Consider the following 16,555-nt stretch of genomic DNA (forward strand, 5'->3'; position numbering starts at 1 on the left):
CGGTGGGTGCCCCCGCCTCGGCGGGTGTCCCCGCTCTAGCGGGGCGTCACCCGTTGGCCGCGGCCGACGCCTGGGCCTCGCCGCGCCTGCGGATCTGCTGGAACGCGAACTGGGCGAGGTCGTCACCCGCGCTGAACACCTTGGTGTCCTTCGTGGTGACGTCCTTCCCGGCGGGGAAGCCGCTGATGGTGAAGTAGGCGTAGCGGCCGTAGGCGTTCGTCGTGGAACGGCAGACGGCGCCGCTGCAGAAGGCCTTGACGCCCTTGCCGGACAGCGCCTTGATGATGCTCTTGCTGTCCGCCTGGCCCTTGGCCTTGGTGGCCTGCGCCTCGGTGTCGAAGACGGCCACGCCGACCGTCACCGCGACGTCGTCCTTGGTATAGGTGACGCGCATCAACCGGGTGCAGCCGTTGGCCGTGAGGATCTTCGGCAGCGTGCCCTGGGCGGCCGCGGCGCAGCTCTTGGCGTCCGCCGTGGCGCTCTTCTTGTACACGGTCTGGTTCATGGTCAGCTGTGTGCCCGGGAAGAGGATGTCCGGGCCGAGCGGTGCCGTGTCCTTCTTGGCGCTGGCGATGAAGTCCTTCGGATCCAGCGGGGGCGGGGCGGTCGTCGGGGCGAACGACGGCGTCGAGCCGCCGCCGCTCGGTATGTCCGCGGTCGCCGGCAGCTGGGAGGCCGGTTGGTTCGACGCCTCCGAGTCGCCGTTCGCCGAGACCACGCCCATGGCGACGGCCGTGCCGATGCCGACCGTGGCCAGCACACCGCCGACGATGAAGAGGACCCGCCGCCGCTTGTTGCGTGACTCCGACGCCTCGGCGAGTGCCGCCCAGTCCGGGGAGTGCCCGTCGCTGCCGGGGGTCCACGGCTGCTGCGAATTCGGTTTCCAGGGATCCCACTGGGACTGGGGTCCCCCCTGCCCATAGCTCATGGGGCGCATCTTAGACGGGACACGGGGTATGCGGTTCCGCCTCAACGAGCCCTGGAGCCACGGGCGTTCGGGATATAAGGAGGGTTATAGGCGACATGTCGGAGTGGTCCGCGCCAAGGGCGGAAGGGCCGGACCTGCGCGGATGCCGGCGACGCTACGGACGGTCATGTGGCATGTACTTACATGTGCGGCTGTCCGGCTGTGCGGCTGTTCGGGACGTCCGGCAGGCGCGGGGAAGCGCGGGACGTGCGAGGACGTGCGGGGGACGTGCGGGGACGTGCGGGGACGTGCCGCCGTGTGACGGCGATGTCGGCGTCACCTTCGTCCTCCGTGGCGGGCGAGCGTGCCGGAAGGGTGCGTGCGAAGCTGTAGGTGAGGGGTCGCCCGTAGGGCGCCCGGCGAGGCGTCCGCGGCGTCGCGACGGCGCGGTTGACCCCTGTGAGCTGGTACGACCCGGTCGAGGTGCCCGATGTCACATCGGTGCGCCGGAGCGGAGCGCCGGACCGGCGCGCGGCCCGTGTGCGATACGGCGGCGGCCGGGTGACGGGCGGCGCACGGGGGCCCGGGAGGGGCTCACCGAGGGGGCGCGCGAGGTGCGTGCGCGCCCTCGTTTTGACCCGCCCATGGAAGCCCGGGTACTCTGATTCTTCGTTGTGTATTGGCTTGCTCATTCTCACGGGACGGGCCCTTACACCGGTCCACCGGGCCGATGACCAGCGACCAGCACGCGGTTTGCGTCACCGCAGTGCGGTCTGGGCTGTCGTGATCGTCTTCGGTGACCTGTCAGGACCATTCACTGAAGAAGCGAAGGCTACGAACCGTGCGTACGTACAGCCCCAAGCCCGGCGATGTGACGCGCCAGTGGCACGTCATCGACGCTCAGGACATCGTCCTGGGTCGTCTCGCCACCACTGCCGCCAGCCTCCTGCGCGGCAAGCACAAGCCGATCTACGCCCCGCACGTCGACACCGGTGACTTCGTCGTCATCATCAACGCCGACAAGGTGCACCTCTCCGGCAACAAGCGGACCCAGAAGATGGCGTACCGCCACTCGGGTTACCCGGGCGGTCTGCGCTCCGTCCGCTACGACGAGCTGCTCGCCAAGAACCCCGAGAAGGCCGTCGAGAAGGCCGTCAAGGGCATGCTTCCCAAGAACACCCTGGGCCGTCAGATGCTCTCGAAGCTGAAGGTCTACTCGGGCGACCAGCACCCGCACGCTGCCCAGCAGCCGGTGCCGTTCGAGATCACCCAGGTCGCGCAGTAGTTCCGGCCACCCCCTAAGACGAAAAGAAATCTGAGGAGAATCGTGGCCGAGACCACCGTTGAGCAGCCGGTCGAAGAGACCGAGCTTGTCGACATTGACAGCTACACCACCGAGTCCGAGGTCCCCGTCGAGGGCGAGTACACCTCGGAGTCGATGGCGTCCCGCTTCGGCGACCCGCAGCCGGCCGCCGGCCTGGGCCGTCGCAAGAACGCCATCGCCCGCGTCCGGATCGTCCCGGGCACCGGCAAGTGGAAGATCAACGGTCGCACCCTCGAGGACTACTTCCCGAACAAGGTGCACCAGCAGGAAGTCAACGAGCCCTTCAAGGTGCTCGAGCTCGAGGGTCGCTACGACGTCATCGCCCGCATCGCGGGTGGCGGTGTCTCCGGTCAGGCCGGCGCCCTGCGCCTCGGCGTGGCCCGCGCCCTGAACGAGGCGGACGTGGACAACAACCGCGGCGCCCTCAAGAAGGCCGGCTTCCTCAAGCGCGACGACCGTGCGGTCGAGCGCAAGAAGGCCGGTCTGAAGAAGGCCCGTAAGGCCCCGCAGTACAGCAAGCGCTAATCACCAGCTGCCTCTGCACGTACTCCGAACGCCCCGGCGGCACGCCACAGTGCCGCCGGGGCGTTCGTTTATCACAGCCTTCGGGCGTATAACGGCACAAGACGCTCAACAGCTTGTGTTATCGGATGTTCAGGCATCGAATGTCTGGGACGCGGAAGTCCCGTGCGTGGGCCGCACCGGCACACGGCTTCCGTGATTGATGCTTCCTCAGGAGGACACGTGGGACGACTCTTCGGCACGGACGGTGTGCGCGGTGTCGCCAACGCGGATCTGACAGCCGAGCTGGCGCTCGGTCTGTCCGTCGCGGCGGCACACGTACTGGCCGAGGCGGGTACGTTCGCCGGCCACCGGCCGACAGCTGTCGTCGGACGTGACCCACGCGCGTCCGGGGAGTTCCTGGAGGCCGCGGTGGTCGCGGGTCTCGCGAGCGCGGGCGTGGACGTGCTGCGTGTCGGCGTGCTGCCGACCCCGGCCGTGGCGTACCTCACGGGCTCGCTCGGTGCCGACCTCGGCGTGATGCTGTCCGCCAGCCACAACGCCATGCCCGACAACGGCATCAAGTTCTTCGCCCGCGGCGGCCACAAGCTCGCCGACGAGCTGGAGGACCGCATCGAGTCCGTCTACGAGGAGCACCGCACCGGCGCTCCCTGGGAGCGGCCGACGGGTGCGGGTGTCGGCCGGGTGCGGTCGTACGACGAAGGGTTCGACAAGTACGTCGCCCACCTCGTGGCCGTACTCCCGAACCGGCTGGACGGCCTGAAGATCGTCCTGGACGAGGCGCACGGTGCCGCCGCCCGGGTCTCGCCCGAGGCGTTCGCGCGGGCCGGTGCCGAAGTGATCACCATCGGTGCCGAGCCGGACGGGCTCAACATCAACGACGGCTGCGGCTCCACCCACCTGGGCCCGCTGAAGGAAGCCGTCCTCGCGCACGGCGCCGACTTCGGTGTCGCGCACGACGGCGACGCCGACCGCTGCCTCGCCGTGGACCACACCGGCGCCGAGGTCGACGGCGACCAGATCCTGGCCGTGATCGCGCTGGCGATGCGGGAGCGTTCCGCACTGCGCTCCGACACCGTCGTCGCGACCGTGATGTCCAACCTGGGCTTCAAGCTGGCGCTGGAGCGCGAGGGGCTCAAGCTCATCCAGACCGCGGTCGGCGACCGCTACGTCCTGGAGGAGATGAAGGAGCACGGCTACGCCCTCGGCGGCGAGCAGTCCGGGCACGTGATCATCCTCGACCACGCGACGACCGGCGACGGCACGCTCACCGGGCTGATGCTGGCCGCCCGGGTCGCGGAGACCGGGCGTTCGCTGCGGGATCTCGCCTCGGTGATGGAGCGGCTGCCGCAGGTGCTCGTCAACGTTCCGGACGTGGACAGGAGCCGGGTCGGGACGTCCGCGGAGCTCGCCGCGGCGGTGACCGAGGCGGAGCGCGAACTCGGCTCCACGGGGCGGGTGTTGCTGCGCCCGTCCGGCACCGAGCCGTTGGTGCGCGTGATGGTCGAGGCGGCGGACATCGACCAGGCGCGGTCGGTGGCCGGACGGCTGGCCGACGCGGTGAAGTCGGCGCTGGGCTAGGCCGGTTCCTGGGCGAACCCCTTGCGTTGCCTGGCCCAGAACCACTTCTGGGCCAGCAGCGTCAGGGTGCCCGCCAAGATGATGCCGAGCAGGTTCAGCAGCAACTGCTCGGTGGAGCCGACGGTCTGCCGGGTGTCGCCGAAGCTCAGAGCGAGTGCGGCGTTGGCCGCCGCGGGCACCGTCGTCACGGAGATCGCCACGCCGACCAGGGCGCCCGACTTGGCGGACGTCAGGGAGAGGGTGCCGGCGGCTCCGGCGAGGATCGCCACGACGAAGGAGAACCAGTCGGGGGCGTAGACGAAGCCGGTCTGGGGCCGGTCGCCCTCCAGCTGTCCCTTGGTGAACAGGCCGACGCCGTCCATGAGGAGACTGAAGCCCACCGTCACCGCCATCGCCACCGCGAAGCCCGCCAACAGGGCGATCAGCGACCGCAGCGCCAGCCTCGGAGCACGCTGCACGATCGAGGTGCACACCCCCGCGAGCGGCCCGAACTCCGGGCCCACGGCCATCGCGCCCACGATCAGGATCGCGTTGTCCAGCACCACACCGCAGGCCGCGATCATGGTGGCGATCGTGATGAAGGCGAGGTAGGTGACCGACAGCGTCGACTCCTCGTGCGTCTCCTCGGTCAGGTGCTCCCACAGCACCGCGTCCGCGCCCTCGCCGGGTGCCTCGGCCTCGGCCTTGTCGGCGCGTTTCGACAGCGACAGTTCGATGTTCTCGACGGCGATGGAACCGGTCCGGTCCAGGCCCAACTCCTGAAGCCCGCTGAGCAGTTCGTCCCCCGCCTCGCGGGCCACGTCGCACATCACCACGTCCCCCGCGGGATTGCGGGCGGCCCCCGGCAGCACCACGAGGTGGGTGGTGCCGACCGTCTTCTCGATCAGCCGGACCACGTCGTCGGTCTGGCCGGACGGTGTGATCAGGCGCAGATGCAGCATGGGGGCAGGGTAGTCGTCAGAGTTTGCGCAGGCTCAGCCGTTGCACCTTGTGGTCCGCTCCCTTGCGCACGATCAGGGTCGCGCGGCCGCGGGTGGGGGCCACGTTCTCCACGAGGTTGGGCTTGTTGATGGTCCGCCAGGTGGTGCGGGCGTAGTCGAGGGCCTCCTCCTCGGAGACCTGGGTGTACTTGCGGAAGTACGAGGACGGGTCCTGGAAGGCGGTCGCGCGCAGTTTCTTGAACCGGTTGAGGTACCAGCGCTCGATGTCCTCGGCGCGGGCGTCGACGTACACGCTGAAGTCGAAGTAGTCGGCGAGGCCGACCCGGGTGCGGCCGTCGCTGCCGGGCAGGGCGGGCTGCAGGACGTTCAGGCCCTCGACGATCAGGATGTCCGGGCGGCGGACCGTGAGCCGCTGGTCGGGGACGATGTCGTAGATGAGGTGCGAGTAGACGGGGGCCGTCACCTCGTCCTTGCCGGCCTTGATGTCGGCGACGAAACGGGTCAGGGCACGGCGGTCGTAGGACTCGGGGAACCCCTTCCGCGACATCAGGCCACGGGCCTCCAGCTCCCTGGTGGGCAGCAGGAAACCGTCCGTGGTCACCAGTTCGACGCGGGGGTGTTCTGGCCAGCGGGAGAGCAGCGCCTGGAGGAGCCGGGCGACCGTGGACTTGCCGACGGCGACCGAGCCCGCGACCCCTATGACGAACGGGGTGCCGGACTGGGAGCCCTGTTCGCCCAGGAAGGTGTTGAGTGCCCCTCTGAGCCCGTCGGTGGCGCCGATGTACAGGTTGAGCAGCCGCGACAGCGGGAGGTAGATGTCACGCACCTCGTCGAGGTCGATGACATCGCCCAGACCGCGCAGCTTCTCGACCTCCTCGGCGGTGAGGGGCAGCGGCGTCTTCTCACGCAGCGCGCTCCACTCGGAGCGGGTGAGGTCGACGTAGGGAGTCGCCTCCGGCCTGTGCCGGTGGGCGCTCCGGGGCATCGAGGAGACCGGAGAGATCACAGTCCATTGTTAACGGAGTTTGAACGGGGTGGGGGGTGGGGTGCGTCACGCTGCGCGGCTGTCGTCACGGCTTGCGGTCGTTCACCCCCCCCCGCCTGCTGTGGAAGGACGCGGGCCCCGTTCGATTCCAGGTTTCGGGCGTGTCCCCATCACGTCGGCGTCACGATCGGATGTCGAGTGATCCTCTCGTGTTCGTGGGGTTGATCTTCCGCGTAGCGTGCCTGATGGGTGTGCACAGGTTGTGCACAGGAGACAGAGAGAAAGAGCTGCCGCCTTGAGATCCACCGCCGTTCGCCGTACCGCCCTCGCCGCTTCCGTGGCCACCCTCGCTCTGTTCGCCACCGCGTGCGGCGGAGACGACAAGGCCGACAAGAGCGGTGGTGAGGACAAGGGTGGCGCGACCGCGTCCTCCGCCCCGGCCGCCAAGGCGCTCACCGCCGCCGAGTTGGAGAAGGCCGCGCTGACCCAGGCGGACGTCAAGAGCGGCAAGGTCACCGAGAAGGTGCCGGCGGCGGACCTGGTCACGCAGGACAAGGTGAAGGCCGACGACGCGGCGTGCGCCCCGCTCGCCTACCTCCAGATCGGCTCCTACGTGGGCAAGCCCGCGGCCACCGCGACGCGTGAGTGGAAGGGTGACCCGAAGAAGCCCGCCGCGGGCGCGACCGACGAGGAGAAGTTCCTCGCCGGTGTGGACGCCCCCTCGGTCCTGGTGACGCTGGCCTCCTACGAGGACGGCGGCGCCGAGCAGGCGATGAAGGACCTGAACGCGGCCGCGACGAAGTGCGCCGGCGGCTTCAGCTTCACGGTGGCCGGCGACACGACCAAGAACCTGAAGGTCGTCACGACCGACGCGCCCAAGGGCGCCGACGAGGCGATCGCCCTCACCACCACCTTCGAGGCCGACGAGGGCATGAAGGCGCCGGTCAAGGGAGTCGTCGTCCGCAAGGGCGCCACCCTCGCCTACCTCCCCGCCATCAACATCGCCGCGGCCGCCTCCGGCAAGGACTTCGACTTCCCCACGGAGATCGTCGACGCCCAGCTCGGCAAGCTCGGCTGACGTCGACTCAGCACCGGGGCCTTCGTGCCCCGGTGTGAATTTCCGATTTCGGGCACGCTTCGGCTCTTTTCGGCGGCCCTCGGCGCTTAGGCTGCCGGGCATGTGCGGAATCGTGGGATACGTGGGGTCGCGGCCGGCGCTCGATGTCGTGATGGCCGGACTGAAGCGACTGGAGTACAGGGGGTACGACTCGGCGGGCGTCGCCGTGCTGGCGGACGGCGGCCTGGCCGCGGCCAAGCGGGCCGGGAAGCTGGTCAACCTGGAGAAGGAGCTGTCCGAGCGGCCGTTGCCGACCGGGGCGACGGGCATCGGACACACGCGCTGGGCCACGCACGGCGGCCCCACGGACGCCAACGCGCATCCGCATCTCGACAACGCGGGGCGCGTCGCGGTCGTCCACAACGGGATCATCGAGAACTTCGCCGCCCTGCGCGCCGAGTTGGCCGAGCGCGGGCACGACCTGGCCTCCGAGACGGACACCGAGGTCGTCGCCCATCTGCTCGCCGAGGAGTTCTCCTCCTGCGCCGACCTCGCGCAGGCGATGCGACTGGTGTGCCGCCGTCTCGAGGGCGCGTTCACCCTCGTCGCCGTGCACGCGGACGAGCCCGACGTCGTCGTCGGGGCGCGGCGGAACTCCCCGCTCGTCGTCGGCGTCGGCGAGGGCGAGGCCTTTCTCGCCTCGGACGTCGCCGCCTTCATCGCCCACACCCGCGCGGCGATCGAACTCGGTCAGGACCAGGTCGTCGAACTGCGCCGGGACGGCGTGACGGTGACCGGCTTCGACGGCCTGCCGGCCGAGGTGCACTCGTACCACGTCGACTGGGACGCGTCCGCCGCGGAGAAGGGCGGCTACGACTACTTCATGCTCAAGGAGATCGCCGAGCAGCCCAAGGCGGTCGCCGACACCCTGCTGGGCCGTATCGACGCGGCCGGCTCGCTGACCCTCGACGAGGTGCGGATCCCCCCGAGGGTGCTGCGGGAGATCGACAAGGTCGTCGTCGTCGCCTGCGGTACGGCCTTCCACGCCGGGATGATCGCCAAGTACGCCATCGAGCACTGGACCCGCATCCCGTGCGAGGTGGAACTCGCGAGCGAGTTCCGCTACCGCGATCCGATCCTCGACTCCCGCTCCCTGGTCATCGCCATCTCCCAGTCCGGCGAGACCATGGACACCCTGATGGCCCTCCGGCACGCTCGTGAGCAGGGCTCCAAGGTCCTCGCCATCTGCAACACCAACGGCTCGACGATCCCCCGGGAGTCCGACGCCGTGCTGTACACGCACGCCGGTCCCGAAGTCGCGGTCGCCTCCACCAAGGCGTTCCTCACCCAGCTCGTCGCCTGCTACCTCGTCGCCCTGTACCTGGGCCAGGTACGCGGCACCAAGTGGGCCGACGAGATCCGGGCCGTCGTCCGCGACCTGGCGAAGATGCCCGCCGAGGTCGAGCGGGTCCTGGAGACCATGCAGCCGGTACGGGAACTCGCGCGCACGCTGGCCGACAAGAAGACCGTGCTCTTCCTGGGGCGGCACGTGGGATACCCGGTCGCTCTCGAAGGCGCTTTGAAGCTCAAGGAGTTGGCGTACATGCACGCCGAGGGCTTCGCGGCCGGCGAGCTGAAGCACGGGCCGATCGCGCTGATCGAGGAGGACCTGCCGGTGGTCGTCGTCGCGCCGTCGCCGCGCGGCCGGTCCGTCCTCCACGACAAGATCGTGTCCAACATCCAGGAGATCCGGGCCCGGGGCGCGCGCACGATCGTGATCGCGGAGGAGGGGGACGAGGCGGTGGTCCCGTACGCCGACCACCTGATCCGCATCCCGGTCACCCCGACCTTGCTCCAACCACTGGTGGCCACGGTGCCGTTGCAGGTCTTCGCGTGCGAGCTGGCCACGGCGCGGGGCAACGAGGTGGATCAGCCGCGCAACCTGGCGAAGTCGGTGACGGTCGAGTGAGCCGCCGCCTTCCAGGGCTTCCACGAACAGGGTGAAGGCCCCGGTCGGGAAGCGGAGGACGGCCGGCCCGGTTCTGGTACGGGCGTGTGCCGATGAGTGGGGCCGGCCGCCGTTGTCCAGGTTCGGGAACCGGGGAACGTTCGTGTGGTGCGAGGTGGGGGCCGCGTATGAAGCCGGACGGGCTGTCATACGCTCTGCCTGCCCCCCCGCGACCGAACGAGAGAAAGTGCTGTCTGCCATGGCCGAGAGACCGTCCGAGGAGTCCCGTTCCGGCGATGCCGGTTCGGGTTCCATATCCGACGAGGAGTGGGCGAAGTTCCTGCGGGACAGCGAGAGCGGGATACCTGGCTCCGCGCCCAAGGAGCCCTCGGCTCGGGCCCGTATGGTCACCGAGCGGCTGCGGCGGGAAGAGGCGCAGGGCGGGGTGCCCGAGGGGTGGCGGACCGGGCCCGCGTGGAGGGAGATGGACGGGCGGGCGGCTCGGCGGCGGCGGTTGTGGGCGATCCTGGGCGTGCCCGTGGCCATCGCCTTGGCCGTGGTGGCGGTGCGGCCCTCGTTGATTCCCGGTGATCCCTTCCACACCACGCGGGAGCCCGTCGCCGCCTCGCCGTTGCCGGTGGAGACCGCGGCCCCGACCGCCGCGCCGGAGTCGGTGGACCCCGATGTGCCGACGCTGGACCGGCCGTTCGCCGGTTCCCCGGCGGCCGCCTGGTCCGACGGCGTCAAGGGGATCGTGCTGCCGGAGGCGAAGGCCGTCGGGTCGTTCTCCAAGGCGCAGGTGGCACAGGCGTTGCGGCAGACCAGGACGCTGCTGGTGGACGCGAACCTCGACGCGGCCACGCTGCGCGGAAAGCGGCCCACCGCCGCGCTCGGCGTGATCGAACCCCAGCAGACCGAACTGATCGATCTGCTGAACACCTCGCTCCGCAAGCCGGACCGGAAGCACGACCCGCTGCTCATGTTCAGCCGGTTCGATCCCGACGAGGTGCGGCTGGTCGGCGATGTGGTCAAGGACCGCGGGCGTGTCACGTTCAAGGCCGGCGAGCACGGCTCCGTCGCCGTGCACGCCGACTACACCTTCGTCTATCCGCTCACCCGCGCCGACAACAGCAGCACCGAGGTGGCCCGGACCATCGTGCGCCGGGTGCTCGACCTCGAACTGTCCGACCCGGCCAAGTACCGGGTCACCCCTGGAAAAGTCTCCGTCACGTTCTACACCGAGGAGTTCGGCAACTCCGCCTGCGACGTCTACGACGGCTATCTGCACCCCGAGTTCCGTACCGCCGGTGTCCCCGCGGGCGCGTCCCCGACCGGGCCGACGATCGACCCGTACGACCGCAGCCGGGACCTCGAGAAGGAGCGGACGGGGGAGTGCGGGACGGCGTCCCGCACCTGACCGGTGGACCCCGCGGACTCTGCGGACCTGCGGACCCTGCGGACCTGGCGGCGAGGACGTCAGCCGCGTCTGCGCCGCCGGGCCTGGTGGAGTTTCCAGGTCACCAGGAGCAGGGGCAGGGCCAGTCCCCATACGCCGACGACCGCGTCCCACGCCGGGTTCGCGGCGTCGGCCTCGTCGGCGGTGACGATCGCCGCCAGCAGGCACCAGACCGCTGTGAGTGAGCCGATGACCGACAGGGCGAGGGTCCACGCCCAGGTCGACTTCTTGGGGGAGTCCTGGGCCGGGGTCCGCTTGCGGGGCCGGGGGATCTGTTCCGGGGCCCGGGCGGGCATGTGGACCACCGCGGCCGGCGGGACGGACGCGTCCACCGTCGCGATGCGCTCCGGGGTCACGCCTCGGTAGAGGGTCGGCTCGATCGACACGCAGAAGCCGTCCCGGCCGGTGAGGCTGCGGGCGCCGTCGGGGCGGGTGGTCATGGCCGCGCAGGAGTCGTAGCCGACCGTGATCGGGCCGCCGGGGGTGATGAGGCTGACGCCCGCCGCGCCGATCACCAGGGTGACCCGGTCGTCCTCCAGGGACTGGTGGCGGGTGCCGGTCAGGGCGTCCTGGGAGTACTGCGGGGCGAGGGTGAAGCCCGCCCAGTCGGCGCCTCGGCCGGGCACCTGGAGCAGGCCGTTCGCCCACGCCGCCCGCGCCACGTCGCGCAGGTCGGTGATCGTGACCGCGGTCAGCTCGGCCCGGTGCTGCTCGGGCGAGAGGATGCGGTGCCCGAGGAGCAGGCCGAGGGCGTACGACGGGACGGTGGCCGCGCCGAGGTCGGGGGTGTCGTACATCTTGAGCATCTTGGCGCGCGCCGAGTCCAGTTCGGACTGTTCGATGCGGCCCGCCCGCAGGCGGGCGAGGGTGTCGACGAACCCGCCGACCACCGCGTCCTGCTTCTTCGGCAGCGCGTCGGCGTACGCGGTGAGGGTCGCCCAGTCCGCGTCGCGCGGGGAGTAGTCGGCCTCCGCCGAGTAGGAGTAGCCGCCCTCCTGGCGCAGGTCCTGGAAGAGGGCCCGGCCCAGGACGTCCGCGAAGACCGCGGCCGCGGTGGAACGGGGCAGGACCGCGTTGAACACGACATGCCCGTCGTCGCCGTGGATGTACGCGGGGGTCGTGGGCAGCGCGCTGGTCGCGACGGGGGCCGGGTGGCGGGTGCCGGCGGGCAGGGTCAGGTCCAGTCCCTCCGGGACCCTGTCGCTGGTCAGCCACAGCACCGCGTTGTCGCGGGTGAAGCGGGTCTCGGCCCAGTGACGGATCTGGTCGGCGGTCAGGTCCCAGGTGCCCAGCTCGTTGTAGCTGGTCAGGCCGTAGCTCTGGGCGCCGTAGCGCCACAGCGGCAGCTGGGAGCCGGGGCCGCCGTTGCGGCTCGCCGCCTCGGTGCGCAGGATCTCCCGTTCCGTCTCCAGCCGGGCGAGCGGCAGGTCGCGCAGGGCCGCGCAGACGCTGTTGAGGTACGAGACGACCTCTTCCTCGCTGCCGGTGACGTGGAAGAGGGTGTACGTGTTCGACGTGGCGCCGTTGTAGTGCAGGTCGGACAGGCCCAGGCGGTGCAGGGCGAGGTGCTCGACGAGATGGGTGATCCCGGCGGTGGCCAGGGTCTCGTCGGCGCGGCCCACCCGGAAGAAGAGCCCGGCGGTGATCTCGCCGGGGCGCGGGGCGTAGAGCGTCGGGACGCCCTGGGTGGTGGTGTGGGAGATCAGGCCGTCGAGGGCGGCGAGGTCGGTGTTCGCTTCCGTGGTCATGTGCCGTCTTCCCCTCAGACCTTCGCGAGCGCGTTCTTGCGGAACTTGGTGAACTGGCCGCGCCAGTCCGGCAGGTACTGCCACGGGGACTCCGTGGCCCGCTCGCCCAGGGCGGCGAAGTGCGGGGCCGCGTCCTCGAAGTGGCCGCCGATCGAGAAGGCCATGGCGAACGCGCTGTGCGCGCCGATCGTGTTCCAGTCGGGGCGGTGGTCGCGGTGCAGCACGGACACCTGGGCGGCGAACCGCAGGTCGTCACGGACCGGCAGACCCCGCATGTACGCCGCGTCCGCGCCGCTGTCGAGGTCCAGCCAGTGCTCGATGTGGGCGAGCGCGACCAGGGCGCCGGCGGGCGAGCCGTCGGGCGCGGCGCTCGCGCACTCCCGGGCGAAGCCGTGCGCCTCGTCCCAGGAACCGCTCCACTTGGGACACACCTGCTGGAGCAGCTGGATCTGCGCGCGGTAGTGGTGGGGGTGGTGGGCGGACAGCCGGTCGTAGCGTCGGCGGGCCTCGGCCTGCCCCAGCTCCAGACCGCGCGCCGTGAGCAGCCGGGCCGTCCAGGCGGGCGCGTACGCGGGCTGTTCGGCGCACACCTCGATCAGCAGTTGCTCGGCCTTGCGCAGCCAGGCGTGGAACTGGTCGAACTGATCGCGCGAGACGTGCTGGGCGCGGGAGCTGCTGCGGATGTCCCAGCCGATGCGGATGTACCGCTCGGCCAGCAGCGTGCGCGGCAGCGGGTCACCGGGCAGTGCGGCGGCCGCCCGCTCCAGGAAGCCCTCGGCGCCGGCGATGTCGGCGAGGAGGCTGGAGGCGTAGGAGACCTTCTCGACGGAGTCCAGGCCCGTGAAGAAGGCCCGTACGGCGGTCCAGTCGCCGGCCTGCGCCGCGGGACGCAGCGGGGCGAGTTCGGGCAGGTGGTCGAACGGGTCGGACACCGGGACCGGAGTACCTCCGGATGCTCTGGCCCTGCCGATGCTGGTGCTGCTCATTCCTCCGCCCCCTGGCGATGCCGACCACGACGCGCCGACTGGCCCCCCAGGGCGCGCCGTGGTGAATGTGATGGTGTGAGTGATGCGCTTGGTATGACTGAAGTGGCAAGTTGCCGCAGGCTAGCAGCCTGCTGTGACACGCGCTTCGACGGAGGACCTCCCCCGTAGGGTGCTCGGTATGAGCATCATCGGGGTCGGTATCGACGTGGCCGAGATCGAGCGGTTCGCGGCATCTCTGGAGCGCACCCCCGGACTGGCCCAACGGCTGTTCCTGGAGAGTGAGTTGATGCTGCCGAGCGGAGGGCGCAGAGGCATCGCCTCACTCGCGGCGCGGTTCGCGGCGAAGGAGGCGGTGGCCAAGGCGCTGGGCGCACCGGCCGGCCTGCACTGGACGGACGCCGAGGTGTTCGTCGAGGCCAGCGGACAGCCGCGGCTGCGGGTGACGGGGACGGTGGCGGCGCGGGCGGCGGAGCTCGGGGTGCGGTCCTGGCATGTGTCGCTCAGCCATGACGCGGGGGTGGCGTCGGCGGTGGTGGTGGCGGAGGGGTAGGTGCTCCGTGGTGACCGGGTAGGCCCCCCACGACGGCCGGGCCGGGGGGCCTGCGTGCTGCTCGTGGGGAGGGCCAGAACCTGCGTGGTGCGGGTGCGGTAGGGAAGACTCGGTCCCATGCGTACTGCGTACAGCGTGGAGACGGTAAGGGCTGCCGAGCGGGAGCTGATGGCACGGCTTCCGGAGGGTGCGCTCATGCAGCGCGCCGCCGCCGGACTGGCCGCCGCCTGCGCGGACTTGCTCGGGCGGGTCTACGGCAGCCGGATCGTGCTGCTGGTCGGCAGCGGCGACAACGGCGGCGACGCCCTGTACGCCGGGGCCCGGCTGGCCCGGCGCGGCGCGGGTGTCACGGCGGTGCTGCCGGCGCCCGACCGGACCCACGCGGGCGGGCTCACGGCGCTGCGCCGGGCCGGCGGTGTGACGGTCGCCCCGGACGCCGCCGAGGGGCCGGTCCTGCGGGCCGATCTCGTCCTCGACGGCATCGTGGGGATCGGCGGCCGGGGCGGGCTGCGCCCGGACGCGGCGGCCCTGGCCGCGCTCGTCGCCGAGTCCCGTGCGGCCGTCGTCGCCGTCGACCTGCCGAGCGGGGTGGCGGCGGACACCGGCGAGGTGGAGGGCGCCGCCGTACGCGCCGATCTGACGGTGACCTTCGGGACGCACAAGCCGGGGCTGCTGATCGACCCGGCGCGCGAGTACGCCGGGTCGGTGCGGCTCGTGGACATCGGGCTCGGGCCCGAACTGCCCGCCACGGCCGAACTGGAGGCGTTGCAGCACGCGGACGTCGCCGCGCTGCTGCCGGTGCCGGGCGCGGAGAGCGACAAGTACCGGCGCGGTGTCGTCGGCATCGCCGCCGGGTCGGCGCGCTATCCGGGGGCGGCCGTCCTGGCCGTGGCGGGGGCGCTGCGGGGCGGGGCCGGGGCCGTGCGGTACGTCGGGCCCGCGGGGGACTCCGTCATCGCCCGGTTCCCGGAGACCCTCGTGTCGGACCGGGGGCCCAAGCACGCCGGGCGCGTGCAGGCATGGGTCGTCGGGCCGGGCGCCGGGGACGACGCGGCCGACGTGGCGGAGGTGCTGGCGGCGGACGTGCCGGTGCTGCTCGACGCGGACGGGCTGCGGCTGGCGGACGCCGGGGCGGTGCGGGCGCGTACGGCGCCGACGCTGATGACGCCGCACGCGGGGGAGGCCGCGGCGCTGCTCGGGGTGGCGCGGGAGGAGGTCGAGGGGGCTCGGCTGGAGTCGGTGCGGGAGCTGGCGGGGCGCTACGGGGCGGCGGTGCTGCTGAAGGGGTCGACGACGCTGGTCGCCGGCCCCGGGGGCGGGCCCGTACGGGTGAACCCGACCGGGACGTCCTGGCTGGCCACGGCCGGGAGCGGAGATGTGCTGTCGGGGCTGGGCGGGTCGTTGCTGGCGGCGGGGCTGAGCGCGGTGGACGCGGGGAGTGTGGCGGCGTATCTGCACGGGCTGGCGGGGAGGTTCGCGTCGGACGGGGCGCCGGTGGGGGCGCATGATGTCGCCGAGGCGATTCCGGGGGCGTGGCGGGACGTGCGGCGGGACTGAGGGCCTCTCGTCTTCTCGCCCCCGCCGCCCCTACCCTTCCCGTCCCCGGGGGGCTGCCGCCCCCAGACCCCCGATCCGGCCGTGACGGCCTCGTCCTCGAGCGCCGGACGGGCTGGACGGGTGACCTCGCCGCGCGCCAGCCCCTGCGCTGCCCTCTCCCCGCGATTCGCTGCTCGCATGATCAGCGTACGTATGCGAAGTCTGGCCGTCCTGCTCACCACCCTCACCGTCCTGCCCCTCGGCGGCGTCGGTGCCGTCGCCCACGCCGTGCCCCCGCTCACCGCGCCCGGGACCGAGGCCGAGCTGGAACCGCGGGACGCCGCGCGCGTGTCGTGCAGCAAGCAGGCCGGGCCGTATCAACGCCAGGTCGAGCGGTGGCTGGAGCGGAAGGTGGACGGGAAGCAGTCGGCGGCCGACTGCCGGGCCGTCCGGGCGTTCCAGCAGAAGGAGAAGATCGAGCCCGCCATCGGGTTCGCCGGGCCCGTCACCTGGGCCCGCATGACGCTGAATTCCGCGACGAAGAACCCCAACGCGGCCAAGAGATGTCCGGTGCGGACGTACCGCGTGGCCTGTGTCGACCTCGACCGGCAGGTGACGTGGGTGCAGCAGGGCAAGAAGGTGGTGTTCGGGCCCGTGTCCATGCGCAGCGGCCGGGCCGGTCACCGCACGCGTGCCGGATGGCACACGGTCTACTGGCGGCACGAGCACCACGTGTCGACGATCTACCACACCGCCATGCCGTACGCCCAGTTCTTCAGCGGTGGGCAGGCCTTCCACGCCGTGTACGGCAGCATCCACACGACCGTCGGTTCCTGGGGCTGTGTGAACCTGACGCTGCGCGACGCGCGCAAGCTGTGGGGTGTGCTGAGGAAGAACGACCGCGTGTACGTGTGGGGGCACAGGCCGGGGCCGTAGCCCGCCGGCCCGCGGATGGCCCGGACCCGGACCCGGCCCAGGACCCCGGCCCGGTGCCGGGGGGCTGTCACCCCCCTC

Annotated in this window: 14 protein-coding genes; 9 read left to right on the top strand and 5 right to left on the bottom strand. The window is 71.4% G+C overall.

The genetic code is table 11. The annotated features are described in order from the left end of the window. Positions 1-46: 46 nt before the first annotated feature. Positions 47-928 carry a hypothetical protein gene (locus tag ACFV0T_RS09860; RefSeq protein ID WP_385776367.1) on the bottom strand — a complete coding sequence of 294 codons (882 nt, stop codon included), beginning with the start codon at positions 926-928 and terminating at the stop codon, positions 47-49. An 820-nt stretch (positions 929-1,748) separates the two neighbouring features. On the opposite strand from ACFV0T_RS09860, the gene rplM reads away from it, so the two are divergent. From rplM to glmM, 3 genes are all read left to right on the top strand, one after another. Continuing rightward, on the top strand, positions 1,749-2,192 hold the full coding sequence (gene rplM / locus ACFV0T_RS09865) for a 50S ribosomal protein L13 (RefSeq protein WP_162468603.1): 444 nt from the start codon (positions 1,749-1,751) through the stop codon (positions 2,190-2,192). 42 nt (positions 2,193-2,234) lie between these two features. Beyond that, positions 2,235-2,756, top strand: a complete 522-nt coding sequence (gene rpsI, locus ACFV0T_RS09870; protein ID WP_385776369.1) for a 30S ribosomal protein S9 — start codon at positions 2,235-2,237, stop codon at positions 2,754-2,756. A gap of 219 nt (positions 2,757-2,975) precedes the next feature. Beyond that, entirely contained in the window at positions 2,976-4,334 is a 1,359-nt protein-coding gene (gene glmM / locus ACFV0T_RS09875) for a phosphoglucosamine mutase (protein WP_385776371.1), read from the top strand. On the opposite strand, the gene ACFV0T_RS09880 is transcribed toward glmM, so the two are convergent. Then, positions 4,331-5,275 carry a DUF389 domain-containing protein gene (locus ACFV0T_RS09880; protein WP_385776373.1) on the bottom strand — a complete coding sequence of 315 codons (945 nt, stop codon included), beginning with the start codon at positions 5,273-5,275 and terminating at the stop codon, positions 4,331-4,333. The genes glmM and ACFV0T_RS09880 overlap by 4 nt on opposite strands. A gap of 16 nt (positions 5,276-5,291) precedes the next feature. After that, entirely contained in the window at positions 5,292-6,260 is a 969-nt protein-coding gene (gene coaA / locus ACFV0T_RS09885; RefSeq protein ID WP_385776666.1) for a type I pantothenate kinase, read from the bottom strand. A gap of 295 nt (positions 6,261-6,555) precedes the next feature. Here coaA and ACFV0T_RS09890 point away from each other — a divergent pair, with 295 nt between their 5' ends. From ACFV0T_RS09890 to ACFV0T_RS09900, 3 genes are all read left to right on the top strand, one after another. After that, positions 6,556-7,338 (top strand): hypothetical protein, encoded by a 783-nt coding sequence (locus tag ACFV0T_RS09890; RefSeq protein ID WP_385776375.1) that lies wholly within the window; start codon positions 6,556-6,558, stop codon positions 7,336-7,338. Positions 7,339-7,438: 100 nt separating this feature from the next. Continuing rightward, complete coding sequence (glmS, locus tag ACFV0T_RS09895) at positions 7,439-9,286, top strand: glutamine--fructose-6-phosphate transaminase (isomerizing) (protein ID WP_385776377.1); 1,848 nt, start codon at positions 7,439-7,441, stop codon at positions 9,284-9,286. 238 nt (positions 9,287-9,524) lie between these two features. Continuing rightward, entirely contained in the window at positions 9,525-10,682 is a 1,158-nt protein-coding gene (locus tag ACFV0T_RS09900; RefSeq protein ID WP_385776379.1) for a hypothetical protein, read from the top strand. Positions 10,683-10,741: 59 nt separating this feature from the next. On the opposite strand, the gene ACFV0T_RS09905 is transcribed toward ACFV0T_RS09900, so the two are convergent. Further along, the gene (locus ACFV0T_RS09905; protein WP_385776381.1) at positions 10,742-12,469 is read right to left on the bottom strand and encodes a M16 family metallopeptidase; all 1,728 of its coding nucleotides are present in this window, start codon (positions 12,467-12,469) and stop codon (positions 10,742-10,744) included. A gap of 14 nt (positions 12,470-12,483) precedes the next feature. Continuing rightward, complete coding sequence (locus tag ACFV0T_RS09910) at positions 12,484-13,455, bottom strand: tetratricopeptide repeat protein (protein WP_385776383.1); 972 nt, start codon at positions 13,453-13,455, stop codon at positions 12,484-12,486. A gap of 178 nt (positions 13,456-13,633) precedes the next feature. Between ACFV0T_RS09910 and ACFV0T_RS09915 the strand changes: the two genes are divergently transcribed. The 3 genes from ACFV0T_RS09915 (at position 13,634) to ACFV0T_RS09925 (ending at position 16,477) form a co-directional block, all read left to right on the top strand. After that, complete coding sequence (locus ACFV0T_RS09915) at positions 13,634-14,005, top strand: holo-ACP synthase (RefSeq protein WP_385776385.1); 372 nt, start codon at positions 13,634-13,636, stop codon at positions 14,003-14,005. A 117-nt stretch (positions 14,006-14,122) separates the two neighbouring features. Beyond that, a complete protein-coding gene (locus ACFV0T_RS09920) occupies positions 14,123-15,562 on the top strand; it encodes an NAD(P)H-hydrate dehydratase (RefSeq protein ID WP_385776387.1) in 1,440 nt (479 codons plus the stop codon). 177 nt (positions 15,563-15,739) lie between these two features. After that, positions 15,740-16,477 carry a L,D-transpeptidase family protein gene (locus tag ACFV0T_RS09925; protein WP_385776389.1) on the top strand — a complete coding sequence of 246 codons (738 nt, stop codon included), beginning with the start codon at positions 15,740-15,742 and terminating at the stop codon, positions 16,475-16,477. Positions 16,478-16,555: the final 78 nt, after the last annotated feature.

This window comes from Streptomyces sp. NPDC059582 (genome assembly GCF_042735715.1).
GTDB lineage: Bacteria > Actinomycetota > Actinomycetes > Streptomycetales > Streptomycetaceae > Streptomyces.